Source organism: Shinella sp. NM-101, from assembly GCF_021401195.1.
Lineage (GTDB): Bacteria > Pseudomonadota > Alphaproteobacteria > Rhizobiales > Rhizobiaceae > Shinella.
In genome coordinates, this window is sequence record NZ_JACBFT010000001.1 from 559,660 (window position 1) to 583,998 (window position 24,339).

The window sequence follows — 24,339 nt, forward strand, 5'->3', positions numbered from 1 at the left end:
TTTTTGTTATCCAAGGCAAAATGGGAAAAAGCCCGGCGGGCACCCTTGCATGCGTGCCGGGAAGGGAGTGCACGATGGAAAAGTCGAACCTGCCGCTTGCCGGCATAAGGGTCATCGAGCTGGCGCGGGTTCTCGCCGGTCCCTGGGCCGGCCAGATGCTGGCGGACCTCGGCGCCGACGTCATCAAGATCGAAAATCCCGACGGCGGCGACGATACGCGTGCCTGGGGCCCGCCCTTCGTCACGGGCAAGGACGGCGAGAACCTCTCGGCCGCCTACTATCACTCCACCAACCGGGGAAAGCGCTCCATCGCCGTCGATCTCAAGACGGAGGAAGGGCGCAAGACCGTCCACCGCCTCATCGCGACGGCCGACGTGGTGATCGAGAACTTCAAGGTCGGCGGCCTCACCAAATACGGTCTCGACTACGAGAGCCTTGCGGCAACGCACCCCAAGCTCGTCTATTGCTCCATCACAGGCTTCGGCCAGGACGGCCCCTATGCCGCCCGCGCCGGCTACGACTATATCGTGCAGGGCATGTCCGGCTTCATGTCCGTGACGGGCGCACCGGACGGCGAGCCGATGAAGGCGGGCGTCGCCATCGCCGACATCTTCACGGGCATCTATGCCGTCGCCGCCATCCAGGCCGCGCTTATCCACGTCATGAAGACCGGGAGGGGCCAGCATGTCGACATGGCGCTGCTCGACGTGCAGTCTGCCGTCATGGCGAACCAGAACATGAACTTCCTCGCCTCCGGCAAGGCGCCGGTGCGGCTCGGCAACGCGCATCCCAACATCTCGCCCTACGAGGTCGTGCCGACGTCCGATGGACACATCATCCTCGCCGTCGGCAATGACGGCCAGTTCCGCAAGCTCTGCGGCATCCTGAAACTCGACGGCGTCGCGGACGACGAGCACTTCGCCACCAACCGCGCCCGCGTCGCCAACCGCGAGGAGGTGCGCCGCCGCGTAACCGGCGCAACGGCGGCAATTCCCAAGGCGGAGCTGCTGGCGGCCTGCGAGCGCGAGGGCGTCCCGGCCGGGCCGATCAACTCCATCGCCGAGACCTTCGACGATCCGCAGGTCAAGGCCAGGGGCCTGCGCGTCGACCTGCCGGATGCCGACGGCAACCTCATTCCCGGCGTGCGCACGCCCATCGTCTTCTCCGGCACCCCCCTCGTCTACGACCGCCCGAGCCCGCGGCTCGGCGAACACACCGACGCCGTGATGGCGGAGCTGCAATCCCTCGAAGCAGGAAAGAAAAGCGCATGAAGACCGGCGGCCAGCTCATCGTCGACGCCCTCGTAGCCAACGGCGTCAGGCGCATCGCCTGCGTGCCGGGCGAAAGCTATCTCGCGGTGCTCGACGCGCTGCACGACACCGACATCGACGTGCTCGTCTGCCGCCAGGAAGGCGGCGCGGCGATGATGGCCGATTGCTGGGGCCGGCTTACCGGCCAGCCCGGCATCTGCATGGTCACGCGCGGCCCCGGCGCCACGAACGCCTCGGCGGGCCTGCACATCGCACGGCAGGATTCGATCCCGATGATCCTCTTCATCGGCCAGGTGCAGCGCGACGCGCGCGAGCGCGAGGCGTTCCAGGAAGTGGAATACCGCCGCGCCTTCACCGAGGTCGCCAAATGGGTGGCCGAGATCGACGACGCCCGCCGCATTCCCGAATTCGTCACCCGCGCCTTTGCCGTCGCCACCTCCGGCCGCCCCGGCCCGGTCGTGCTGGCCCTGCCGGAGGACATGCTGACGGACGCGGTCGAGGCGGTCGAGGCGAAAGCCTATACGCCGGTGGAGGCCCATCCCGGCCGCAGGCAGGTGGAAGAACTCGTCGGCCTCCTCGAACAGGCCGAACGCCCTCTCGTCATCCTCGGCGGCACGCGCTGGTCGGACGGGAGCGTCGCAGCCTTCACGGCCTTTGCCGAGCGCTGGTCGCTGCCGGTCTCCTGCTCGTTCCGCCGCCAGATGCTGTTCGACCACCAGCATCCGAACTATACCGGCGATTCCGGCATCGGCATCAACCCGGCGCTGGGCAAGGAAATCCGCGAGGCCGACCTCGTGCTGCTGCTCGGCGGCCGCTATTCCGAAATGCCGTCCGCGACCTACAGCCTGCTGCAGAGCCCCTACCCGCAGCAGAAGCTGGTGCACGTCTATCCCGATCCCTCCGAGCTCGGCCGCGTCTACCGCCCGGACCTCGCCATCTGCGCCGCGCCGGAGGATTTCGTCGCCGCCCTCGACGGCCTTGCGCCGAAGACAGCACCGCGCTGGGCCGCCCGCACCGCCGCCATGCATGAGAGCTACCTGAAATGGTCGACGCCGCCGACGGCCGGCCCGGGCGACGTGCAGATGGGGCCGATCATGTCCTGGCTGGAGGAGAACACCGCCGACGACACGATCTTCACCAACGGCGCCGGCAACTACGCCACCTGGGTGCACCGCTTCCATCGCTTCCGCCGCTTCGGCACGCAGGCCGCCCCGACCTCCGGCTCGATGGGCTACGGCCTGCCGGCCGCGGTCGCGGCCAAGCAGCTCTTTCCGGAGCGCGAGGTCATCTGCTTTGCCGGCGACGGCTGCTTCATGATGCACGGCCAGGAATTCGCGACCGCCGTGCGCTACAAGCTGCCGATCATCACCGTCGTCGTCAACAACGGCATCTACGGCACGATCCGCATGCACCAGGAGCGGGAATATCCCGGCCGCGTCAGCGCCACCGGCCTCACCAACCCGGATTTCGCGGCGCTTGCCGTCGCCTATGGCGGCCATGGCGAGACGGTGGAGAAGACGGAGGATTTCGCCGCCGCCTTCCTGCGCGCCCGCGCCAGCGGCAAGCCGGCGATCATCGAGGTGAAGCTTGATCCCGAGGCGATCACGCCGATGCGCACGCTGTCGGATATTCGTGAGGGGAAGTAAGGCTTGGGGCTGGAAAGCCCTTCACCACACCTCGGGCCTGTCCCGAGCATCTGCAATGTTTCGATCATTCGATGTGTGGGCAGATCCTCGGCACAAGGCCGAGGATGACGACGGTGGGTGAAGCGAGGCTCCCAACGAACGACGCTGGCGAAACCTCTGCGCCTCTTACCCGCGAATGTGCCGCGTCTGCTCGTAGGTCTTCATCGAGCGCATGCCGGAGCGGCAGTAGCCGAGCATCGGGCGCGGCAGTTCGTCGAGCGCGTCGACCATGCCGGTCACCGCCTCCGCCGTCACGCCCATCGGGCCGACCGGCACATGGGCCGTCTCGATGCCCAGTTCCTTCGCGCGGGCGGCAATGGTGGAGAATTCCGGCTGGCCGGCCTCCTCGTGGTCCGGGCGATGGCATACGATGGACTTGAAGCCCATGGCGGCGATCGCGTCGAGGTCCTCGACGGTGATCTGGCCGGAGACGGAATACTCGTCGTTGATCTCGCGGATATCCATGGACATGTCCTTTCCGAAACAGGTGGCTACCGTTTAAGCCCGCGCCGCGGGGGCGTCAATCGTGCTGCCGCACCTCGAAGGAAAGCCCGTAGCCGACGCTTCCGCCCGGCGGGAAATCGGGCGCCTCGCCGCAAGCGATCAGCTCCTCGCGCGGGGCGAGCCGGTGGGAGACCGGCTCGATGCCGAGCACGGCGCAGCCCGGCGACTGGTTCCGCCAGACCTGGAGATAGGGCAGCGTATCCGTGCGGAAGCGGATATGCACGCTGCGCCCGCCGAGGGCGGTGATCGGCCCGACGGCGATCTCCGCCCAGCCGTGCGCGGCCGTTTTGGCCGCCGGCACGCAGAAGATCGTCATGTCACCCTCGCCGAAGCGCCAGGGCAGGCTGCCGCCGGGCAGCATGGCGCCGGTCAGCCGCGTGGCCTCGTCGAAAAGGCCGGTGCCGAAATTGATGTGATACATGGCGAAGGGCGGCCAGGGCTCCTCGCCGATATTGGTGACCAGATCGTCGAGCGTGATATGCCCCGTCCGCCGGTCGGCCCGCCAGCGCCGCGCAAGATCGGCCGAGCCGCCATGCGCCAGCGAAACGGAAACGCGCGCCTCGCAGACCACCTCGCCCTCGTCCTCCTCGATCAGGATGTTGCACGCCGGATGGGAGGAGAGCGAGCCGTGCAGCGGATAGCGCCGCCCGTCCGCCGCCCCCTCCACCGGCACCGGGTGGCGGATGTGATCGGGCCCGCAGGTGAAGAGAAATCCCGGCAGCGCCCTGTCGATGCGCGGATCGCCGTCGGACGGAATGGCCGATCCCGGTGCGATGTCGACGCCGTGGAAGACGGCGCCCGCGACATCGAGCGCGGATTGCGGCGTCAGGTCGAGACGGAAGGAATGGTCGGGCGTGTCTGCGCTGAGGGCAAGGGTCATCCGGGGCTCCGGCGGAAGGGATCGAAGGACGCAATGCTAGGATCAAACCCGGGGCCGCGCCACCGGATGCCGCATCTTTTCACGGAACCTGCACGCCCGATCACAAGTTTTTGCCATGAGCGTTGACCTTACGTTCACCATCGATTCAGTTTTTCCATATTAAGGTCCGAATTGAAGTGTTCCGTCCGCGCGACATATGCAACCTGGCAGGTCAACAGCCGTGAATTCGATATTCAAAACAAGCATTTCGCTCCTCGCAGCAGCATCCGTCCTCGGATTCGCCGCCCTGCCTGCCCACGCCCAGCAGCACCAGATCTCCCGCGATACGGTCCTCGTCTCGCCGGAAGGCGACATTCTCGACTACATTCCCAACGACGGCAGCGTGCGCTGGGCGCGCGACAGCCGCGGCCGCCGGGTGCTGGTCGATTCCTGGGGCGACATCGTCGCCACGGCCATACCGGCCGAGCGCTATTACGGTCGCGGAGACACCGAGAGCCCGCGGCGCGACCGCTATCGCCCGGTGCGAGGCTACTCCGAGACGAGCCCGGACTATTTTCCGCCGGCCCCGGATTCGGACTACGACAGCGGCCTGACGACGAGCTCCGTGCCGGAAATGCGCGAGGGGTTGCCGGGCAATGTCGAGCGGCAGGCCCTGCCGGATGCCGATTTCGGCTCGTCGCAGCCCCTGCCCGATTTCTCCGACGGCTCCACCGACACCGCCTCGCTTCCCGAGACCATCGACCCGAACGCCGAGTTCGTGCCCGGCCCGAAATTCGAGCAGGCGAAGGCGCTCGGCAAGATGTCCTCCGCCGAGGTCACGGCGCTGCAGGTGTTCCTCGACCGCGAAGGCTTCTCGCCGGGCGTGATCGACGGCAGGAAGGGCTCCAACGTCACCAAGGCCATCGAGGCATGGCAGAACGCGACGGGCGAGACGCTCGACCCGAACAATGCCGAGGACATCCTGGAGCGCCTGCGCCTTTCCGGCGGCATGGCCTTCACCACCTACGAGATCACCGCCGCCGACGCGGCCGGCCCGTACGTCGCCGCGATCCCGGAAGACTACGCCCAGAAGGCCGCGCTGCCGCACATGTCCTTCACCTCGACCACCGAGATGCTGGCCGAGAAGTTCCACATGGACGAGGCCTACCTGAAGGAGATCAATCCCGGTGTCGACTTCACCATTCCCGGCACGATCGTCAAGGTCGTCGATACCGGCCGGGCGAAGACGGGCAAGGTCGCCAGGATCCTCGCCGACAAGGGCCGCAAGCAGGTCCTCGCCTACGACGCGGCCGGCACGCTGATCGCCGCCTATCCCGCCAGCATCGGCTCCTCCGACACGCCTTCGCCGTCGGGTACGGTCACGGTCGAGCGCGTCGCGCTCAATCCGGGCTACACCTACAATCCGAAGGTCAACTTCAAGCAGGGCGAGAACGACCGGATCCTCACCCTGCAACCCGGCCCGAACGGCCCGGTCGGCACGGTCTGGATCGCCCTTTCCAAGCCGACCTACGGCATCCACGGCACGCCGGAGCCCTCCAAGATCGGCAAGACCCAGAGCCACGGCTGCATCCGCCTGACCAACTGGGACGCCACCGAGCTCGCCAAGATGACGAGCCCGGGCGTGACCGTCGAATTCGTCGACTGACGCTTTCCGCGCAGGAACCGGCCAGAACCGGCCCTTTCGGGCCGGTTTTGCCTTGGGAACCCTGTTTAGCCATGGTGCGAACCGCAAATTGCCTCTTTTGCCGATGAAGGAGCTGAACCTTCATCGCCATCAGCAGCACGGTATCCCATGTTCGAAAAGCTTCGCCCCGCCCTCCTCTGCCTCGCGCTCGCGGGCACGCTGCCATCGGCTGGCCTTGCCGCGGACCTCATGACCTTCTGGGATGCCCCGCAGAAGGGCGGCAACAGCTTCAACGCGGCGGAACCCGACAAGGCCTACTTCGAGGCGCTGGCCGCGACCGGGGCGACATGGGTTCGCCTGACCTTCAGCAAGTGGAAGGGCGAAGGCCGGGATTTCCTCATCGGCAACGCCGACCGCTACGAGGGCCTGCCGCCCGGAGATCTCGCAAGGCTGCGCAGCACGCTCGATGCAGCCCATGCCGCCGGCCTGAAGGTGGTCGTGGCGCCGCTGAGCCTGCCCGGCGCCCGGTGGAAACAGCAGAACGGCGGGATATTCGACGACCGGCTCTGGTCCGATCCCGCCTTCGCCGAACAGGCCGCGGCGTTCTGGCGCGACCTTGCCGGCGCGCTGAAGGATCACCCGTCCGTCGCCGCCTACAATCTCCTCAACGAGCCCGCGCCGGAAAAGACGACCGGCCTTGCCGAGAACGGCGCGATGACCGATCTCCTCGCATGGCAGGAGGCCAATGCCGGCGGCCCGCGTGACCTGCCGCAACTCTACACGCGGATCATCGATGCGATTCGAGCCGTCGATCCCGTCACCCCGGTCATGGTCGATGGCGGCTATTATGCCAATCCGCGCGCGCTCGCATCATGGCCGAAGCGCCTTGCCGACGACAGGGTGCTCTACGCGTTCCACATGTACGAACCCTATGACGCGACCAGCGCGCCGAACATGAAGCGGGAAACGCCGCTGCGCTATCCCGGCGTGACGACCGACTATGCCGGCGGCAAGACGGAATGGGACCGCACGACCGTCGCCGACCATATCGGCGCGGCCTTCGACTGGGCGAAGGCGGAGGGCCTGCCGCCGACGCGCGTGGTCGCCGCCGAATTCGGCTGCATGCGCCTGTGGGCCGATTGTGGCGCCTACCTCACCGACGTGATGGATGCGGTGGAGGACAGGGGCGGCCACTGGGCCTTCTATTCCTTCCGCGAAGACGAGTGGGAAGGCATGGACTACGAGCTTCCGGCCGGGGTGAAGCCCGGCCAGTTCTACTGGATGACGGAACAGGGCAAGGCGGACAGGCTGCCGCGCAACGGCAAGCTGATGGACCTTCTGAAGGCCCGCATGCAGAAATAGAAGAAGGCCGGAAGCCTGCGCTGTCCGGCCTTTTGCGCCCGCCAAGCCGCTCAGGCGGCGCGGCTGTAGCCGGAATTTTCGGCCGGCTGGGCGGTGCCACCGGTGCGGAAGGCGCTGAGCTGGGCGGCGATGGAAGCGGCCTCCGCCGTCAGCGCCTGGCTGGCGGCATTGGCCTGCTCGACCATCGCCGCATTCTGCTGGGTGATCTGGTCCATTGCGTTGACCGCCTGGTTGACCGCCTGGAGGCCGGTCGCCTGCTCGGCCGTGCTGGCGCGGATCGTGTTGAAGACGGAGCTCACCTCCACGACCTGCGAGACGATCTGGCGCAGCGACTGGGCGACCTCGCCCACCGAGCGCACGCCATCCTCGACCTGGCCGTGCGACTTGGCGATGAGGTTCTGGATGTCCTTGGCGGCATCCGCGCAGCGCTGGGCGAGCGCGCGCACTTCCGAGGCGACGACCGCAAAGCCGCGGCCCGCCTCCCCGGCCCGCGCGGCCTCGATGCCGGCATTGAGCGCCAGCAGGTTCGTCTGGAAGGCGATCTCGTCGATCACCTCGATGATGCTGGCGATCGCCGCGGAGGACGCCTGGATCTCGCCCATGGCGGTGATCGCCTCCTCCACCACCTCGCCGCTGCGCTGGGCATTGTCGCGCGCGGCCATGACGAGGGCATTGGCCTCGTTGGCGCTCTGCGCGGTCTGGCGGACCGTGGTCGTCACCTCCTCGACGGCGGCCGCCGTTTCCTCCAGGTTCGCCGCCTGCCGCTCGGTGCGCTTGGCAAGGTCGTCGGAAGCCGACGCGATCTCGCGCGCGCTGAGGTGGATGGAGCCTGCGCCGGCGCCGATATTGCCGATGGCCCCAGCCAGCGTCGAAATGGCATGGTTGAAGTCCTGCCGCAGCACCTCGTAGGCTTCCGGCAGCGGGCCGGTGATCCGCGCCGTCAGGTCGCCGTCGGAAACGCGCTTCAGCGCCGCGCCGAAACTGTCGCTGACGAGTTGGCGTTCCTCGGCGAGGACCTGCGCCTGCACCGCCTGCTGCTTGGCGACGTCGGACGTATCCATGTAGACGGAGATCGACAGGTCCATGTCGAGGAAGATGGCCTTGAGCAGGCTGGAGAAGCGCGCAGCGAATTCTTCCGCGCCGGTTTCCGGGCGAAAGAACAACCCCTGCTTCGGCCAGAGCGCCTTCACCGCTTCCGTCAGGAGATGCTCGACGATCAGCGCGTAGCCGCCGATATACCAGCGCGGTTCCAGCCCGATGCGGGCGTGGACGTGGCCGATCGTCTGCACCTTGGTGGCGTAATCGCCGGTGAAGTCGCCGGCGGCGATGTTCGCCCAGTGGCCGAGCTGCGCATTCTTGGCGCGCTGCATATGGGCATCGTTCGAGAAGAGATGGTTCACCTCCGGGCTCTGGCGCACGATGGCATAGAACTTGTCGAGCGCCGGGCCGAGCTCCTTCTCGATGAAGGGCTTCAGGCCGCGCAGCCGCTTCAGCGCGGCGGCATCGAGCCCGAGATAGTCGAGGCGGCGCACAATGTCATGGTTCTGGCCGACGGGCGGAGCTGTCTTCATAGAGGGGTATCCTGGCAAATCGAGAAAGGGAAAAAATACAGACGCTCCCTCGGGCAGGCGGCCCGCACGGCACGCCGACCCCGCGACCCTTCATGGATCCAGTTGAAGGCATGGCCTTCAGGGGATAACTTTCTGACGGTTTATCACTAGGTTCGGCGTGGTAAATTGTTCCTTACCGCCCTTGCGTTCCGTCATGAAAAAACGGTCGCAGCCGTTCCTGGCTTTCGTCAATTCGAAAGGCTTTACGCCGCGCGGCGGACGGTGCGGAAGAAACCGCCCTCGCCGGCCGGATGCCTGCGCGCCGGCACGAGGCGCAACACCTCCTCGGCAAAGAGCCGCGCATTCTCGCGTGCCTTGTCGAGATTGCTGATCCTGCCCGGATCCATCGAGGAGAGCGTTCCGCCGCAATCGAAGATGTCGCGGAAGGCCGTGCGCTCGCCGATCGGCGTGTCGAGGACGGTGACGCCGCGGGCGGCCAGCAGCGCCTTGATGGCCGCCATGGCGCGCGTCGTGACCATGGCGTTCATGCGCGTCAGCACGACCGAATGGTTGATGCGGATGCCGGCCTTCTCATCGAGCTGCCTGAGGAGTTCGAGGATCTGCGCCGCGCCGCGGGCATCCATCGCACAGCCCTGCACCGGGATCATCACATGGTCGGAAAGCCCGATGGCCGTCGCAACGAGCGCATCGCGCGCGCCGGCAAGGTCGATGACGAAATAATCGGTCTGAGCGCGGTTCTCGCGGATATGGCTCTGGAGCGACCCCATGGAGACTTCGGAAATGACGGCGATATTGCGCTGCCGGCCGGAGATCTCGTGCCAATGGCTGATCCAGCGCTGCGGGTCGGCATCGAGAATGGTGACGCGATGCCCCTGGCGCGCAAGCTCGGTGGCGAGAATGAGGGCCGCGGTGGTCTTGCCCGCGCCACCCTTGGCATTGGCGAACGTGATGACTGGCATGTCTTTCCTCTTGAGGGCTGCGAGCGTCCTCATCGCTCTCGTCAGGCGCCGGTGAGTATGGCGCCCGCTGAACGGAACCTTTCAAAACATGGTTAACGAAGAGGAAACATCCCCACCGCGAAGATTAACGGGGCCGGCATTGCAGATTTGCGTTTTGCAAGGAAAAGGCCCGGAAAACCCTTGTTTTCCGGGCCTTGTCATTTGTTAACGATGAGAAATCAGATGCACTCGACGAAGAGGCGCCTGGCCGCGTCGAGCGTCAGTTCCACCGGATTGCCGCCGGCCGTCGGATCGACGATGGCCATGGCGGCCATCTCGTCGATGCGGTCGGTGCCGACGCCGAGCGCGGCGAGCTTGTCCGGCACGCCGAGTTCCTCGCGCAGCCGCAGCACGTAGTCGAAGAAGCCGTCGAAGCCGCCGGCAATGCCGAGATAGGCGGCAGCGCTGGCGATCCTCGCCTCGATGGCCGGGCGGTTGAACGTCAGCACCGGCGGCATCACCACGGCGTTCGTCATGCCGTGGTGCGTGTTGTAGATCGCGCCGACCGGGTGCGACAGCGAGTGGATCGCGCCGAGGCCCTTCTGGAAGGCGACGGCGCCCATCGCGGCAGCCGACATCATGTTGGCGCGCGCCTCGATATCCGTGCCGTCCCTGTAGGCGCGCGGCAGGTATTCCTTGACGAGGCGCATGCCTTCGAGCGCGATGCCCTGGCTCATCGGGTGGTAGAAGGGCGAGGAATAGGCTTCGAGGCAATGGGCGAAGGCGTCCATGCCGGTGCCGGCGGTGATGACCTTCGGCATGCCGACCGTCAGCTCCGGGTCGCAGATCGTCACCGAAGGCAGGAACTTCGGATGGAAGATCACCTTCTTGGTATGCGTCTGCGAATTGGTGATGACCGAGGCGCGGCCGACTTCCGAGCCGGTGCCGGCCGTCGTCGGCACGGCGACGATGGGCGCGATGCCGTCCGAATTGGCGCGGGTCCACCAGTCGCCGACATCCTCGAAGTCCCAGACCGGGCGCGTCTGGCCGGCCATGAAGGCGACGGCCTTGCCGAGGTCGAGGCCGGAGCCGCCGCCGAAGGCGACGACGCCGTCATGGCCGCCGGCCTTGAAGGCCTTCACGCCGGCTTCGAGGTTCCTGTCGGTCGGGTTCGGATCGACCTCGGCGAACATCGCCCGGCCGAGGCCGGCGGCCTCCAGGATGTCGAGCGCGTTCTGCGTAATCGCCATGGTCGAGAGGCCGCGGTCGGTGACGAGCAGCGGCTTCTTCATGCCGACCGCCTTGCAGTGGTCGGCCAGTTCCTTGATCCGGCCCGCGCCGAACTTGATCGCGGTCGGATAGCTCCAGTTGGCGGTGATGGTCATGCTGTTCAAGCTTTCCTGAAGTGGTAGGATTTCGGACGGGTAAGGTTGTGGAAGCCGATGACGGAGAGCGAGCCGCCCCGGCCCGTTTCCTTCACGCCCGTCCAGCAAAGCGCCGGGTCGAGATAGTCGGCGCGGTTCATGAAGACGGTGCCGGTTTCCAGATCCCGCGCGATATCGGCCGCGCGCGCGCTGTCCTTCGTCCAGAGCGAGACGGTGAGGCCGTACTTGCAGTCGTTCATCAGCGCGAGCGCTTCCGCGTCGCTCTTCACCTTCATGATGCCGACGGCCGGGCCGAAGGTCTCTTCCGTCATGAATTCCATCGAATGGTCGACATCGACGAGAATCTGCGGGGCGACATAGGCCCCGCCGTCATCGGCCGGGAAGAGCTTCGGATCGACCAGCGCCTTCGCGCCCTTCGAGACGGCATCGGCGATCTGCGCGCGCACGGTCGCGGCGAAACGCTTGTGCGCCATCGGCCCAAGCGTCGTTTCCGGGTCGAGCGGGTTGCCGAGCTTGTAGTTGGAGACCCAGGCGACGGACTTCTCGACGAAGGCGTCGTAGAGCTTCTCGTTGACATAGATGCGCTCGATGCCGCAGCAGCACTGGCCCGAATTGTAGGTCGCGCCGTCCATCAGCGTGTCGACGGCGGCGTCGAGGTCCGCGTCCTCCATGACATAGCCCGGATCCTTGCCGCCGAGCTCGAGGCCGACCGGCGTGAAGGTGCCGGCGGCCGCGCGCTCGATGGACCGGCCGCCCTCCACCGAACCGGTGAAGTTGATGAAATCGAACGAATTGGCGGCGATCAGCGCCGAGGTCGTGTCATGGTCGAGGAAGACGTTCTGGAAGACGTCCTCCGGCACGCCCGCCTCGTTGAAGGCGCGCACCATCCGCTCTCCGACGAGCAGCGTCTGCGCCGCGTGCTTGATGATGACCGTGTTGCCGGCCATCAGCGCGGGCGCGATGGTGTTGATCGCCGTCATGTAGGGATAGTTCCACGGCGCGATGACGAAGACGACGCCGTGCGGCTCGCGTTCGATGCGGCGCTCGAAGCGCTCGGAATTCTCGATGACGATCGGCGCGAGCGACGAGCCGGCGATCTCCGCGACATAGTTGGAGCGCTCGTTGAAACCCTTGAACTCGCCGCCGTAGCGGACCGGGCGGCCCATCTGCCAGGCGATTTCCGGCACCACCTCGTCCACCATCTCGTTGAGGCGGGCGACGCCCTTCAGGACGAGCTGGATACGGTCCTCCAGCGGGCGCTTCGCCCAGGCTTTCTGCGCCTTCTTCGCACGGGCCACGGCGGCCTGCGCGGCCGCAAGCGGCATCGCCTCGCGCTCGGCATAGACCGAGCCGTCCACGGGGGATATGCATTTGATCACAGTCATGATCGAGTTCCTGTTGGTTCTATCGGAATTTCAGTCTCTGGCGCTCCGGTCGCCCCTCATCCGCCTGCCGGCACCTTCTCCCCGCAGGCGAGGAGAAGGGATATGCCGCACGGCCTTCCCCGACCAAACCCTTTCGCAGGGCCGGCCCCTCTCCCCGCTTGCGGCGAGAGGGTTGGGGTGAGGGACAATTCCGAAACGCTTCTACGCCCTCTCGAAGCCTCGCGCCACCTCCCAGTCGGTGATGCGGCGATCGTACTCCTCCTGCTCCCACTCGGCGGCGCGGACATAGTGGTCGACCACGTCGTCGCCGAAGGCCTCGCGCAGCATGTCGGAGGTCTTCAGCGCCTCGGCGGCGCCGCGCAGCGTGCGCGGGATCTCGCGGATATCCTTGCCGCCATAGGCGTCGCCCTCGAAGGGCGCCTCAAGCTCGAACCTGCCCTCGATGCCGGCGATGCCGGCGGCGAGCAGCGCCGCCATGGCGAGATAGGGGTTGAGGTCCGAGCCGCCGACGCGGCATTCGATGCGGATGCCCTTGGTCCCCTCCCCGCAGAGGCGATAGCCGGCCGTGCGGTTGTCCTTGCTCCAGATCGCCTTGGTCGGCGCGAAGGTGCCGGCGACGAAGCGCTTGTAGGAATTGATGTAGGGCGCGAGGAAATAGGTGATCTCGCTGGCATGGGCGAGCAGGCCCGCCACATACATGCGCATCATCTCCGACATGCCGTATTTCGCGTCCTTGTCGAAGAACTTCGCTTCCCTGCCGTCGAGGCTCCAGAGCGACTGGTGGATGTGCGAGGAGGAGCCGGCGGCATTGTAGTTCCACTTGGCCAGGAACGTCACAGCCTTGCCGCGCTGCCAGGCGATCTCCTTGGTGGCGTTCTTGATGATCGAGTGCCGGTCCGCCATGGTCAGCGCCTCGGCATAGCGCACGTTGATCTCCTCCTGGCCGGGGGAGGCCTCGCCCTTGGAGTTCTCGACCGGAATGCCCGCGCCCTGCAGGCCGTTGCGCAGCGCCCGCATGACATCCTCCTCCTTGGTGGTCTGGAAGATGTGGTAATCCTCGTTGTAGCCGCTGACAGGCTGGAGGTCGCGGTAGCCGCTCTCGCGGGCGTGGTCGTAGGTCTGGTCGAACAGGTAGAATTCCAGCTCGCTCGCCATGAAGGGCTTGAGGCCCATCGCCTCCAGGCGCTTGACCTGTTTCTTCAGGATCGCGCGCGGCGAATGCGGCACTTCCTCGTGCGTGTGATGGTCGAGCACATCGCAGAGCACCAGCGCGGTGCCTTCGAGCCACGGCAGCTTGCGCAGCGTCGCAAGGTCCGGCTTCATCGTGTAGTCGCCGTAGCCGGCCGCCCAGCTCGTCGACTTGTAGCCCGGCACCGTCTCCATCTCCATGTCCGTCGCCAGCAGGTAGTTGCAGCTATGCGTCTCCTCATAGGCGCCCTCGACGAAATACTGCGCGTGGAAACGCTTGCCCATCAGGCGCCCCTGCATGTCCACGAGGCATGCCAGGACGGTGTCGATGCGGCCCTCGGCCACATCCTTCTTCAGGTCGTCAAATGTATAGGTCACGGTCATCGGGGCGGTCCTGCGGGGTTATGGCGTCGTGCCGGACCGGGCGGCGGGGCCCGGTCCGGCGGTCTCGTGGCATCAGCCGTTCACATAGGGCGGGCCGGCCTTGTTGATGATGGCATTGTAGTCCTCGAAGATCTTGACGACCTTGGCGGCCGTCTCGCCCTGTTCGGCGATCTCCTTCCAGAACACCTTGGCGGCGTCCTCGACGACCTTCCATTCCTCCGCCGGGATGCTGGTGAGCTTGAGCTTCGTGCCTTCGGCGCGCAGCTTCGCCTCGCCGCCCCAGTACCACTGGTCGCGGTAGTTGTTGCCGGATTCGATGGCCGTCATGACCAGCTTCTTCAGGTGGTCAGGCAATTCCGCCCACTTCTTCTCGTTGACGAAGAAGGAGCCGATCCAGGCGCCCGAGATGTTGTTGGTCAGGAAGTGGTCCGTCACGTCGGCCCAGCCGACCGTGTAGTCCTCGGTGATGCCCGACCAGGCCATGCCGTCGAGCTCGCCGGTCTGCACGGCAACCTGCGCGTCCTCGTAGGGGATCGTGACGGGCACGACGCCGAACTGGGTGAGGAAGCGGCCGGCCGTCGGGAAGGTGTAGAGGCGCAGCCCCTCCAGGTCCTTCACCGAGGTGATGGCCTTCTTGGTGTTGAAGTGGCACGGGTCCTGGCCCGACGAGGAGAGCCAGACGACACCGCCGACCTTCTCGTAGGACGACTTCCAGATATCGGCGAGGCCGTACTGCTTGAAGAGAACGGGTACGTCGAGGATCTGCTTGGTGGCGAGCGGGAAATAGCCGCCGAAGGTGGCGACGTCGGCGGGCGAGGCCATGGAATCGTCGTCCGAATGCACGGCGTCGATGGTGCCGGCCTGGAGCGCGCGGAACAGTTCGCCCGTCGGCACGATCTGGTCGGCGAAGTAGAGCTCGATCTCCAGCTCGCCCTTGGCGGCGGCGTTGATCGCGTCGACGATGGGCTTGGTGACATGCTCGCCGAGCGCGGCGCCCGCATAGGTCTGGAAACGCCACTTGATGGCCGTCTGGGCCTTCACGATGGCGGGTGCGGAAAGCGTTGCGGCACCGGCCGCGCCAATCGTGACCGCCCCTGCCCTGGTGAGAAACTGCCGTCTGTTCGTCATATCTCTATCCCTCTGGTTATGAAGTCTCGCTTTTGCCGGGAACGGCCGTTCATCCCGGTCGGTCAATCGTCTTTTCTTCTGCCGGCCCATTGCTTCCTGAAGCCGGCGGCGCCCGCCGCCGGCCTGTCCGTCACTTGCTGTAGTAGTTGTTCGGCAGCCACGTCGCGATCTCGGGGAACACGCCGATGATGATCAGGCTGGCCAGCATGATGCCGACGAACGGCCAGATCGACTTGTAGATGTCCCGCATGCCGATTTCCGGCGGCGCCATGGCGCGCATCATGAAGAGGTTGTAGCCGAAGGGCGGGGTGATGTAGGCGATCTGGCAGGTGATCGTGTAGAGCACGCCGTACCAGACGAGGTCGAAGCCCAGCTTCTGCACCAGCGGAATGTAGAGCGGCGCCACGATGACGAGCATCGCCGTGTCGTCGAGGAACATCCCCATGATCAGGAACGAGAGCTGCATCAGCACCAGCACCTGCCAGGGCTCCAGCCCGAGGTCGCCCAGGAAGAAGCGCTCGATCGACTTGACCGCCCCCAGACCGTCGAAGACGGCGCCGAAGCACAGCGAGGCGATCAGGATCCACATGAACATGCAGGTGATGCCGAGCGTCTTCTGCAGCACGTCGTTCCACAGCGGCCAGCTCAGCCGGCCGCGCCACCAGGCGACGAGCGCCGAGCAGATCGCGCCGACCGCCGAGCTTTCGACGAGGCTGGCGATGCCGCTGAGGAACAGCCACATCATCAGCACGAAGATGCCGAGCGGCACGATGCCGGCCGAAAGCAGCCGCATCTTCTCGCCGAACGGCACGTTGCGCTCCGAGACCGGCAAGGCAGGGCCGAGCGACGGGTTGATGCGGCAGCGGACATAGACGTAGATCGCCATGAGCGCGGCCATCAGGAGGCCCGGCAGCACGCCGGCGAGCCAGAGCTGGCCGACCGGCACGCGGGCGATCATGCCGTAGAGCACGAGCACGACGCTCGGCGGCAGCAGGATGCCGAGCGTCGAGCCGCCCTGCACCACGCCCGTCATCATCACCTTGTCGTAGCCGCGGCGCAGAAGCTCCGGCAGCGCGATGGTGGCGCCGATCGCCATGCCGGCGACCGAAAGGCCGTTCATGGCGGAGATGATCACCATGAGGCCGACCGTGCCGAGCGCAAGGCCGCCGTTGATCGGCCCCATCCAGACATGGATCGCCTTGTACATGTCCTCGGCGATGCCCGATTCCGAAAGCATGTAGCCCATGAAGACGAACATCGGCACCGTCAGCATCGGATACCATTTGACGAGCTTCATGGCGGAGGCGAAGCCCATTTCCGAGCCGCCCGTGCCCCACAGCATGAAGGCCGCGACGACGCCGACGAAGCCGATGACGGCAAAGACGCGCTGCCCGGTGAGCAGCAGCACCATCATGCCGGCGAACATCGTGATTGCGATGAATTCATAGCTCATTCGATGGGCCTTCCCCGCAACTCGGCGATATCCTTGAAGAGCGAGGAGGTGGCCTGCGCCAGCATCATCACGATACCGAAGGTCATGACGATCTTGATCGGCGCCATGTAGGGCGCCCAGGCGGTAAAGCTCTTTTCCTTGAACTGGATGGCATAGGTCGTGCTGGCGATGCCGCCATAAAGCATGAAGCCGAGGAACACGATCAGCGCCACGGCCGTGACCGTGTCGAAGGCCGCCCGCTTCCTTGCCGACCAGGTGCCGTAGAAGAGGTCCATGCGGACGTGGTCGCCGGTCTGCATGGCGAAGGCGCCGCCCAGCATGTAATAGGCCGCCATGGTGAACTGCGCCGATTCCAGCGTCCAGTTCGCCGGCAGGTGGAAGGCCTTCGAAAGCGACGAATAAAGCAGGATCGCGAACATCGCGAAAATCAGGTACATCGCAAAAATGCCGACACGCCGGTTGAACGTGTCGACGACGCGCACATAGGTCTTGATGAAATCAGGCATCGGCCCTGCCTCCCCTGGCAGCGGCGGCGTTCTCAGCCGGGCCGGACCTCCGATATAAAAACGCAAGCATTCGCCTGGCCTCTCCAGTTCGTGTTCATTTCCGTCTCCACGGACATTCCGTTCCCCGGGTCGTTATTGTTCTGTTGCGGAAAGCCCCGCGCGGAGCAATCCCGTCAGATAGCCGGCCACGACCCTCTGGCCGGCTTCGTCTCGGATGAGGTCGTTGCGGACCTCGATCATCACATTGGCAAGGCCGTTGGAAAGGCCGTGCTCCTTCAATGTATGCGTCACGCCGTCTTCCGGCCCGTAGGGCTCGTTGCGGCGCGTGTCGAAGCGCCCGTCCGCGGCCGCCGCCGCCAGCATGGCATCGGCAAGGCGCGGATCGGCATCGTGCAGGATGCCGATCTCGACGGCGCGTTGCCGGCCGAAATAGACCGGCGTGAAACTGTGGACGGTCACGATGACCGGCGCCCGGCCGTCCGCGATGCGTTCCCTGACGAGCCGGGCGAGCTTGTCGCGGAACGGCAGGTAGAGCGCCACGGTGCGGGCCTCGCGCGCCGCCCGGTCGAGCCCGGCATTGCCGGGAACGTCGAACACCTCGCTCTTCTCCGGCATGGCGGCGGGCGAGTCCGGCGGGCGGTTGCAATCGTAGACGAGGCGGGAAAAGCGCTGGTAGAAGAGCGTCGCATCGAGGCTTTCGGCCATGAGGCGCGAGACGGCGAGCGCACCGGGATCCCAGGCGATGTGGCTGGCAAGCGCCTCGTCGGTCAGGCCGAGCGAACCGACGGATTTCGGCAGGAGGCATGATGCGTGCTCGCAGACCAGGATGACCTTGCCGCGGGCAACAGCATTTTCCAGGGCGACCGGGTCGCCCTCCTCCACACTCAGAATTCCCATGAGCCTGATCCCCTCGACCGGCTTTTATCGTTACTGAAGAGAATTCTTCACAGTTTTGCCGCTGTCAACCGAACTTTGAAAAAATCTCTTCAAAAAATCATTTGACTCGAATTGTGACAGCGATGTTTAATTTTCGAAACTCCGGCAGAAGACCGGAGCGCAGGGGAATAACTTGACGCCCAACACAGCATCCATGACGGTGTCGGATGTGATCAATGCCCACTTCGATGCGCTGACGCGTGCCGAAAGGCAGCTGGCCACATCGCTGCTCGACAATTATCCCGTCTCCGGCCTCGGCTCGATCACGACGGTCGCGGAAAACGCCGGCGTGTCGACGCCGACGGTCGCGCGCATGGTGCAGAAGCTCGGTTTCCGCGGCTTTCCGGACTTCCAGGCGCGCCTGCATCACGAGCTGGAAGCCACGCTGACCAGCCCGATCACCAAGCATGACCGCTGGGCGGCGAAAGCGCCGGGCACCCATATCCTCAACCGCTTCGCCGACGCGATCATGACCAACCTGCGCCAGACGCTCGCGCATGTGGAGACCGCCGAATTCGACGGCGCCAGCGCCCTTCTCGCCGACCGCCAGCGCAGCATCTACATCATCGGCGGCCGCATCACGAAGGCGCTCGCCGACTATCTCTTCACCCATCTCCAGGTCATCCGCCCGAACGTCACCCAGATCGCCTCCAATCCGAGTTCCTGGCCGCATTACGTGCTGAACATGAAGGCCGGCGACGTGCTCGTCATCTTCGACATCCGCCGCTACGAGCAGGAAATGGAAACGCTCGGGCGCGTGGCCCGCGAGCGCGGCGTGCAGATCGTGCTGTTCACCGACCAGTGGGCCTCGCCCGTCGCCAAGGTCGCGGCGAAGGTGTTCCGGGTCCATATCGAGGCGCCGTCGGCCTGGGACTCGTCCGTCGTGACGCTGTTCATCGTCGAGGCGCTGATCGAAGCCGTCCAGAGTTCGGGCTGGGAGGAAACCAGCGACCGAATGAAGACGCTGGAGGGTCTTTTCGAGGCCAGCCGGCTTTTTCGCAAGCCCCGGCCGGAATTTCCCGGCAAGACCTGACCGACATACGAAAAAACCGAAACAAAACTGTCACATAAGCTTCATACGCCGTAAGTATCACCTCGCCGCAGTTGCCTGACACACAAAAGGAGAACCCCGTGATGTCACATACGAGACGCCTGCTTTCGCTCTCCACCGCCCTGGTGGTCGCGTCCACCTCGCTCGCCTTCGCCGAGCCGAGCGCCGAGCTCATCGAAGCCGCCAAGAAGGAAGGCATGCTCACGACGGTCGCCCTTCCGCACGACTGGTGCGGCTACGGCGACGTCATCGCCGCCTTCAAGGCGAAATATCCGGAGATCCAGGTCAACGAACTGAACCCCGACGCCGGCTCCGCCGACGAGATCGAGGCCATCAAGGCCAACAAGGACAACAAGGGCCCGCAGTCGCCCGACGTGATCGACGTCGGCCTCGCCTTCGGCCCCTCCGCCAAGGAAGAAGGCCTGCTGCAGCCCTACAAGGTTTCCACCTGGGACGAGATCCCGGACACCATCAAGGACGCCGAAGGCTACTGGTACGGCGACTATTACGGCGTGATGGCCTTCCTCGTGAACAAGGACCTCGTCGCCAATTCGCCGAAGGACTGGGCCGATCTCCTGAAGCCTGAATATTCCGGCCAGGTGGCGCTTGCCGGCGACCCGCGCGCTTCCAACCAGGCCATCCTTGGCGTTCTCGCCGCCGGCCTCGGCAAGGGCGCGAAGGCCGGCAAGGAAGCCGGCGAAGCTGGCCTTGCCTATTTCGCCGAGATGAACAAGGCCGGCAACTTCGTTCCGGTCATCGGCAAGTCCGGCACGCTCGCCCAGGGCTCGACCCCGATCGTCGTCGCCTGGGACTACAATGCGCTGAGCTGGGCCAAGACGCTCAACGGCAACCCGCCGACGGAAGTCATCGTTCCGGAATCGGGCGTTCTGGCCGGCGTCTACGTCCAGGGCATTTCGGCCTATGCGCCGCACCCGAACGCCGCCAAGCTGTGGATGGAGCATCTCTATTCCGACGAAGGCCAGCTCGGCTGGCTGAAGGGCTATTGCCATCCGGCGCGCTTCAACGCCATGGTCAAGGCCGGCAAGGTTCCGCAGGACCTGATCGACGCCCTGCCGCCGGCGGCTTCCTATGAGAAGGCCTACTTCCCGACGCTCGAGGAAGTGGACGCCAACAAGGCCGCCGTCACCGGCGCATGGGACAGCGTCGTCGGCGCGAACGTGCAGTAAGCCACATCCCTCGTCGCCCCGGCTTCCGGCCGGGACGACGATCGCGGTCTGCCAATGACGGCAACCCCATCCGAGGTTTTCCTGATGTCATCAGACAGTTCAGCCGCCAGCCAGCCGACGCGGGAGCCCTTCCGCCTCCCGCTGCATTGGCTCGGCGCGGCGCCGTTCGCCATCTTCGTCCTGCTGTTCCTGATCATGCCGACGATGCGCATCGTGATCGGCGCCTTCCAGACGCCGGACGGCAGCTTCACGCTGGACAATATCCGCGGGCTGTTCACGACGTCGATCCTGTCGGCCTACTGGATCTCCATCAAGATCTCCATCGCCTCCGCCCTCCTCGGCTGCCTGATCGGCTTTTCGGTCGCCGCTGCCGTGGTGCTCGGCGGCCTGCCGAAATGGATCCGCGGCCCGCTGCTGACCTTCTCCGGCGTCGCCTCCAACTTCGCGGGCGTCCCGCTCGCCTTCGCCTTCCTGGCGACCCTCGGCCCGGTCGGCCTCGTCTCGATGTTCCTGAAGACCCAGGTCGGCATCGACCTGCGCGCGCTCGGCTTCAACATCCTGTCCTTCTGGGGCCTGACGATCACCTACCTGTTCTTCCAGATCCCGCTGATGATCCTCATCATCACGCCCGCGCTCGACGGCCTGAAGCGCGAATGGCGGGAAGCCGCCCAGATCCTCGGCGCGACGAACGGCCAGTACTGGCGCATGGTCGCCTTCCCGATCCTGCTGCCCTCCTTCCTCGGCACGCTTGCGCTCCTCTTCGCCAACGCCTTCGGCGCCGTCGCGACCGCCATCGCGCTGACGGGCTCCTCGCTCTCCATCGTGCCGATCCTGCTCTTCGCCCAGATCCGCGGCGACGTGCTCGGCAATCCCCATCTCGGCTATGCGCTGGCCTTCGGCATGATCGTCGTCACCGGCATCGCCAACACGATCTACATCTGGCTGCGCGCGCGCAGCGAAAGGTGGCTGAAATGAAGAAGTTCTGGGCCTGGGGCGCCCTCATCGTCGGGCTGCTCTATTTCATCCTGCCGCTCCTCGGCATGACGAACTTCTCGCTGAAGATGCGCCGCGGCGTCTATTCCTTCGATGCCTATGCGGTCGTGCTCGGCGACCCGCGCTTCCAGGAGACCTTCACCTATTCCGTCGTGATGGCGCTGTTCACCATCGCCTTCGGGGTGCTGCTGGTGGTGCCGACCGCCTACTGGGTTCGCCTCAAGCTGCCGGGCCTTCGGCCCTATGTCGAGTTCGTCACGCTGCTGCCGCTGGTCATTCCCGCCATCGTCATCGTCTTCGGCTATATCCGGCTCTACAACACCTCGAGCTGGCTGCCGCTGACGGGCTCGATCACCGGCACCAACATCCTCCTGATGTTCGGCTACGCCACGCTGTCGCTGCCCTACATGTACCGCGCCGTGGACACGGGCCTTCGCTCCATCGACATCACCACGCTGACGGAGGCCGCCCAGAGTCTGGGCGCCGGCTGGACGACGATCCTTACCCGCATCATCCTGCCGAACGTGCTCGTCGCGGTCCTGTCGGGTGCCTTCCTGACCTTCGCCATCGTCATCGGCGAGTTCACCATGGCCGCCCTCCTCAACCGCCCGGCCTTCGGCCCCTACATGCAGCTTCTCGGCGCCAACCGGGCCTATGAGCCGGCCGCGCTCGCCGTGATCGCCTTCGCCATCACCTGGGGCTGCCTCGGCCTGATCCAGCTCGTCTCCCGCTTCCAGAAGGGCGCGCAAAGCCCCGTCTAAGGATTTTCCATGAGTTTCCTCACACTCTCCAGCATCCAGAAGTCCTTCGGCCCGGTGCAGGTCGTCAAGGATTTCAACATGGCCATCGAGAAGGGCGAGTTCGTCTCCTTCCTCGGCCCGTCCGGCTGCGGCAAGACCACCATCCTGCGCATGATCGCCGGCTTCGAGACGCCTTCGGGCGGCACCATCACCATCGACGGCAAGAGCCAGGCGAACCTTCGCCCGAACCAGCGCAACATCGGCATGGTCTTCCAGGCCTATGCGCTCTTCCCGAACATGAACGTCGCGGAAAACGTCGCCTTCGGCCTCAAGGTCGCCGGCCGGCCGAAGGCCGAGATCGACGCCCGCGTCAAGGAGATGCTCGGCCTCATCAAGCTCGACCATCTCGCCGACCGCTACCCCTACCAGATGTCCGGCGGCCAGCAGCAGCGCGTGGCGCTCGCCCGCGCGCTTGCCCCCAAGCCCCAGGTCCTCCTCCTCGACGAACCGCTCTCGGCCCTCGACGCCAAGATCCGCGTGTCGCTGCGCGAGGAAATCCGTATGATCCAGCAGCAGCTCGGCATCACCACGGTCTTCGTCACGCATGACCAGGAAGAGGCTCTGTCGATCTCCGACCGCATCGTCGTCATGAATGCCGGCAAGGCCGACCAGATCGGCACCCCGGCCGAAATCTACAACCGCCCCACCACCCGCTTCGTCGCCGGCTTCGTCGGCACGCTCAACCTCATCGAGGCGAAGGTGGTGGACGCGGCCGCGAAGCGCGTCACCATCGGCGACCAGGGCGTCACCCTGCGCGAATCCGTCGGCAATGCGAAGGCCGGCGACATGGTCTCGCTGGCGCTGCGCCCCGAAGCCGGCTCCATCGCTCCCGACGCCAAAGGCGATACGGCGCTGACGGGCGAGGTCGTCTCCTCCAACTTCCTCGGCTCGGTCATCCGCACCCGCATGAATGTCGGCGGCAGCGTCATCTCCTTCGACATGTTCAACAGCCCCGGCCTCGTGCCGCCGGCCGTCGGCGAAACGGTGACGCTGCGCTTCACCGCCGGCGACCTCCTGGTCATCCACGACTGAACGCTCATTCCACGCCTTGGCGAAGGCGTGGAAAAATCTGTCGTGAATCATGGTTTTTGCGTCGCCCGCGGATTTGATCTGCGGGCGTTTGCCGTTTAGTCTCCCATCGTTCTCAGGGCGGGGCGAAATTCCCCACCGGCGGTATCCGGAGCGATCCGGCAGCCCGCGAGCGCCTTCCGCGAGGAAGGGTCAGCAGATCCGGTGCGATGCCGGAGCCGACGGTCACAGTCCGGATGGAAGAGAGCAAGCAGGAGGCCCGTTCCGCGATGGGCCGGCCTCGTGCGTGTTCGCCCAAGGGACCCGTTGAAAAATGGCTCAACCCTTGAAAGGCCAAGACATATGAATGCCAATGCCACCCCCTCCGCCCGCATCGCCGTCATCCGTGCCCGCTGGCACGCCGGCATCGTCGACCAGGCGGTCACATCCTTCATCGCCGAATGGCAGGCCCTCGGCGGCCGTGCCGAAGACGTCGACGTGATCGACGTGCCGGGCGCCCTCGAAATCCCGCTGCACGCCCAGCTCCTCGCGAGGACCGGCCGCTACGCGGCCATCCTCGGCGTCGCCCTCGTCGTCGACGGCGGCATCTACCGCCACGATTTCGTCGCCGGCAGCGTGGTCGACGCCATCGTGCGCGTCGGCCTCGACACCGACGTGCCAGTGCTCTCGGCCGTGCTGACACCGCACAACTTCCAGGAATCGGAAGCCCACATCGCCTTCTTCCGCGACCACTTCATCATCAAGGGCAGGGAAGCCGCCCACGCCGCCCGCCAGATCCTCGACGCGCGGGCGCAGGTGGCACTGGCGGCGGTTTCCTGAATCGGTTTCTCAAGAACCGGAATCGGCTCGTGAAGGCGAATCGATAAACCGTTGAAAAGACTCTGGAAGCCGGCATTGCGGCCGGGTCCAGCGTATTGAGAAACCTCGCTCCACTCGCTTCCGTCATCCTCGGCCTTGTGCCGAGGATCTGCCAACGCCTTGAAAAATAGCAACGTTTGCAGATGCTCGGGACAAGCCCGAGCATGACGGAAGAGAGGTTTGGCTACTTTATTAGCCGTCCGGGCCCGGCATTGCAGCCG

General features: G+C 65.6%; 21 protein-coding genes and 1 riboswitch. Of the genes, 10 read left to right on the forward strand and 11 right to left on the reverse strand.

All coding sequences use genetic code 11. The features are described from left to right. Positions 1-74: 74 nt before the first annotated feature. Together L0976_RS02700 and L0976_RS02705 are read left to right on the forward strand one after the other, a co-directional pair. Complete coding sequence (locus L0976_RS02700; protein WP_234185986.1) at positions 75-1,271, forward strand: CaiB/BaiF CoA-transferase family protein; 1,197 nt, start codon at positions 75-77, stop codon at positions 1,269-1,271. Beyond that, entirely contained in the window at positions 1,268-2,917 is a 1,650-nt protein-coding gene (locus tag L0976_RS02705) for a thiamine pyrophosphate-binding protein (RefSeq protein WP_234185987.1), read from the forward strand. Before L0976_RS02700 ends, L0976_RS02705 begins: the two co-directional genes overlap by 4 nt. 165 nt (positions 2,918-3,082) lie before the next feature. Here L0976_RS02705 and L0976_RS02710 read toward each other — a convergent pair whose 3' ends face one another. After that, entirely contained in the window at positions 3,083-3,421 is a 339-nt protein-coding gene (locus tag L0976_RS02710; protein ID WP_234186206.1) for a TIGR01244 family sulfur transferase, read from the reverse strand. A gap of 55 nt (positions 3,422-3,476) precedes the next feature. Further along, a complete protein-coding gene (locus L0976_RS02715) occupies positions 3,477-4,340 on the reverse strand; it encodes a DUF4432 family protein (protein WP_234185988.1) in 864 nt (287 codons plus the stop codon). Between the two features lie 220 nt (positions 4,341-4,560). Here L0976_RS02715 and L0976_RS02720 point away from each other — a divergent pair, with 220 nt between their 5' ends. Continuing rightward, positions 4,561-5,985 carry a L,D-transpeptidase gene (locus L0976_RS02720; RefSeq protein WP_370643555.1) on the forward strand — a complete coding sequence of 475 codons (1,425 nt, stop codon included), beginning with the start codon at positions 4,561-4,563 and terminating at the stop codon, positions 5,983-5,985. Between the two features lie 147 nt (positions 5,986-6,132). After that, positions 6,133-7,326: a glycoside hydrolase family 5 protein gene (locus tag L0976_RS02725; protein ID WP_234185990.1), complete on the forward strand. Its 1,194-nt coding sequence runs from the start codon at positions 6,133-6,135 to the stop codon at positions 7,324-7,326. Between the two features lie 50 nt (positions 7,327-7,376). On the opposite strand, the gene L0976_RS02730 is transcribed toward L0976_RS02725, so the two are convergent. From L0976_RS02730 to L0976_RS02770, 9 genes are all read right to left on the reverse strand, one after another. Further along, positions 7,377-8,897 carry a globin-coupled sensor protein gene (locus L0976_RS02730; protein ID WP_234185991.1) on the reverse strand — a complete coding sequence of 507 codons (1,521 nt, stop codon included), beginning with the start codon at positions 8,895-8,897 and terminating at the stop codon, positions 7,377-7,379. Positions 8,898-9,139: 242 nt separating this feature from the next. Next, positions 9,140-9,856, reverse strand: coding sequence for a ParA family protein (locus L0976_RS02735; protein WP_234185992.1), 717 nt, complete (start codon positions 9,854-9,856; stop codon positions 9,140-9,142). Between the two features lie 218 nt (positions 9,857-10,074). Then, positions 10,075-11,220, reverse strand: coding sequence for an iron-containing alcohol dehydrogenase (locus tag L0976_RS02740; protein WP_234185993.1), 1,146 nt, complete (start codon positions 11,218-11,220; stop codon positions 10,075-10,077). Positions 11,221-11,225: 5 nt separating this feature from the next. After that, positions 11,226-12,605: an aldehyde dehydrogenase family protein gene (locus L0976_RS02745; RefSeq protein ID WP_234185994.1), complete on the reverse strand. Its 1,380-nt coding sequence runs from the start codon at positions 12,603-12,605 to the stop codon at positions 11,226-11,228. A gap of 201 nt (positions 12,606-12,806) precedes the next feature. Then, a complete protein-coding gene (locus tag L0976_RS02750) occupies positions 12,807-14,177 on the reverse strand; it encodes a glutamine synthetase family protein (RefSeq protein ID WP_255695758.1) in 1,371 nt (456 codons plus the stop codon). 72 nt (positions 14,178-14,249) lie between these two features. Next, complete coding sequence (locus L0976_RS02755; RefSeq protein ID WP_203319363.1) at positions 14,250-15,305, reverse strand: TRAP transporter substrate-binding protein; 1,056 nt, start codon at positions 15,303-15,305, stop codon at positions 14,250-14,252. A 130-nt stretch (positions 15,306-15,435) separates the two neighbouring features. Then, positions 15,436-16,758 (reverse strand): TRAP transporter large permease subunit, encoded by a 1,323-nt coding sequence (locus tag L0976_RS02760; protein WP_234185995.1) that lies wholly within the window; start codon positions 16,756-16,758, stop codon positions 15,436-15,438. After that, positions 16,755-17,264 (reverse strand): TRAP transporter small permease subunit, encoded by a 510-nt coding sequence (locus L0976_RS02765; protein ID WP_203319365.1) that lies wholly within the window; start codon positions 17,262-17,264, stop codon positions 16,755-16,757. Before L0976_RS02765 ends, L0976_RS02760 begins: the two co-directional genes overlap by 4 nt. Positions 17,265-17,396: 132 nt before the next feature. Next, positions 17,397-18,161 carry an N-formylglutamate amidohydrolase gene (locus L0976_RS02770; RefSeq protein ID WP_234185996.1) on the reverse strand — a complete coding sequence of 255 codons (765 nt, stop codon included), beginning with the start codon at positions 18,159-18,161 and terminating at the stop codon, positions 17,397-17,399. A gap of 193 nt (positions 18,162-18,354) precedes the next feature. Between L0976_RS02770 and L0976_RS02775 the strand changes: the two genes are divergently transcribed. From L0976_RS02775 to L0976_RS02800, 6 genes are all read left to right on the forward strand, one after another. Further along, positions 18,355-19,233 carry a MurR/RpiR family transcriptional regulator gene (locus tag L0976_RS02775; RefSeq protein WP_370643567.1) on the forward strand — a complete coding sequence of 293 codons (879 nt, stop codon included), beginning with the start codon at positions 18,355-18,357 and terminating at the stop codon, positions 19,231-19,233. 98 nt (positions 19,234-19,331) lie between these two features. Further along, positions 19,332-20,438, forward strand: a complete 1,107-nt coding sequence (locus L0976_RS02780) for an ABC transporter substrate-binding protein (RefSeq protein WP_203319367.1) — start codon at positions 19,332-19,334, stop codon at positions 20,436-20,438. 84 nt (positions 20,439-20,522) lie between these two features. Next, positions 20,523-21,413: an ABC transporter permease subunit gene (locus L0976_RS02785; RefSeq protein WP_234185998.1), complete on the forward strand. Its 891-nt coding sequence runs from the start codon at positions 20,523-20,525 to the stop codon at positions 21,411-21,413. Then, the gene (locus L0976_RS02790; RefSeq protein WP_119257153.1) at positions 21,410-22,192 is read left to right on the forward strand and encodes an iron ABC transporter permease; all 783 of its coding nucleotides are present in this window, start codon (positions 21,410-21,412) and stop codon (positions 22,190-22,192) included. The genes L0976_RS02785 and L0976_RS02790 overlap by 4 nt, the downstream gene beginning before the upstream one ends. A gap of 9 nt (positions 22,193-22,201) precedes the next feature. Continuing rightward, the gene (locus L0976_RS02795; protein WP_203319370.1) at positions 22,202-23,263 is read left to right on the forward strand and encodes an ABC transporter ATP-binding protein; all 1,062 of its coding nucleotides are present in this window, start codon (positions 22,202-22,204) and stop codon (positions 23,261-23,263) included. 104 nt (positions 23,264-23,367) lie between these two features. After that, positions 23,368-23,512, forward strand: a riboswitch (FMN riboswitch). A gap of 90 nt (positions 23,513-23,602) precedes the next feature. Then, entirely contained in the window at positions 23,603-24,079 is a 477-nt protein-coding gene (locus tag L0976_RS02800) for a 6,7-dimethyl-8-ribityllumazine synthase (protein ID WP_234185999.1), read from the forward strand. The last annotated feature ends 260 nt before the right edge of the window (positions 24,080-24,339 follow it).

Coding starts and splice junctions, on each gene's coding strand:
- L0976_RS02700 (WP_234185986.1), top strand. CDS start 75: ATGGAAAAGTCGAACCTGCCGCTTGCCGGCATAAGGGTCATCGAGCTG.
- L0976_RS02705 (WP_234185987.1), top strand. CDS start 1,268: ATGAAGACCGGCGGCCAGCTCATCGTCGACGCCCTCGTAGCCAACGGC.
- L0976_RS02710 (WP_234186206.1), bottom strand. CDS start 3,421: ATGGATATCCGCGAGATCAACGACGAGTATTCCGTCTCCGGCCAGATC.
- L0976_RS02715 (WP_234185988.1), bottom strand. CDS start 4,340: ATGACCCTTGCCCTCAGCGCAGACACGCCCGACCATTCCTTCCGTCTC.
- L0976_RS02725 (WP_234185990.1), top strand. CDS start 6,133: ATGTTCGAAAAGCTTCGCCCCGCCCTCCTCTGCCTCGCGCTCGCGGGC.
- L0976_RS02730 (WP_234185991.1), bottom strand. CDS start 8,897: ATGAAGACAGCTCCGCCCGTCGGCCAGAACCATGACATTGTGCGCCGC.
- L0976_RS02735 (WP_234185992.1), bottom strand. CDS start 9,856: ATGCCAGTCATCACGTTCGCCAATGCCAAGGGTGGCGCGGGCAAGACC.
- L0976_RS02740 (WP_234185993.1), bottom strand. CDS start 11,220: ATGACCATCACCGCCAACTGGAGCTATCCGACCGCGATCAAGTTCGGC.
- L0976_RS02745 (WP_234185994.1), bottom strand. CDS start 12,605: ATGACTGTGATCAAATGCATATCCCCCGTGGACGGCTCGGTCTATGCC.
- L0976_RS02750 (WP_255695758.1), bottom strand. CDS start 14,177: ATGACCGTGACCTATACATTTGACGACCTGAAGAAGGATGTGGCCGAG.
- L0976_RS02755 (WP_203319363.1), bottom strand. CDS start 15,305: ATGACGAACAGACGGCAGTTTCTCACCAGGGCAGGGGCGGTCACGATT.
- L0976_RS02760 (WP_234185995.1), bottom strand. CDS start 16,758: ATGAGCTATGAATTCATCGCAATCACGATGTTCGCCGGCATGATGGTG.
- L0976_RS02765 (WP_203319365.1), bottom strand. CDS start 17,264: ATGCCTGATTTCATCAAGACCTATGTGCGCGTCGTCGACACGTTCAAC.
- L0976_RS02770 (WP_234185996.1), bottom strand. CDS start 18,161: ATGGGAATTCTGAGTGTGGAGGAGGGCGACCCGGTCGCCCTGGAAAAT.
- L0976_RS02775 (WP_370643567.1), top strand. CDS start 18,355: ATGACGGTGTCGGATGTGATCAATGCCCACTTCGATGCGCTGACGCGT.
- L0976_RS02785 (WP_234185998.1), top strand. CDS start 20,523: ATGTCATCAGACAGTTCAGCCGCCAGCCAGCCGACGCGGGAGCCCTTC.
- L0976_RS02790 (WP_119257153.1), top strand. CDS start 21,410: ATGAAGAAGTTCTGGGCCTGGGGCGCCCTCATCGTCGGGCTGCTCTAT.
- L0976_RS02795 (WP_203319370.1), top strand. CDS start 22,202: ATGAGTTTCCTCACACTCTCCAGCATCCAGAAGTCCTTCGGCCCGGTG.
- L0976_RS02800 (WP_234185999.1), top strand. CDS start 23,603: ATGAATGCCAATGCCACCCCCTCCGCCCGCATCGCCGTCATCCGTGCC.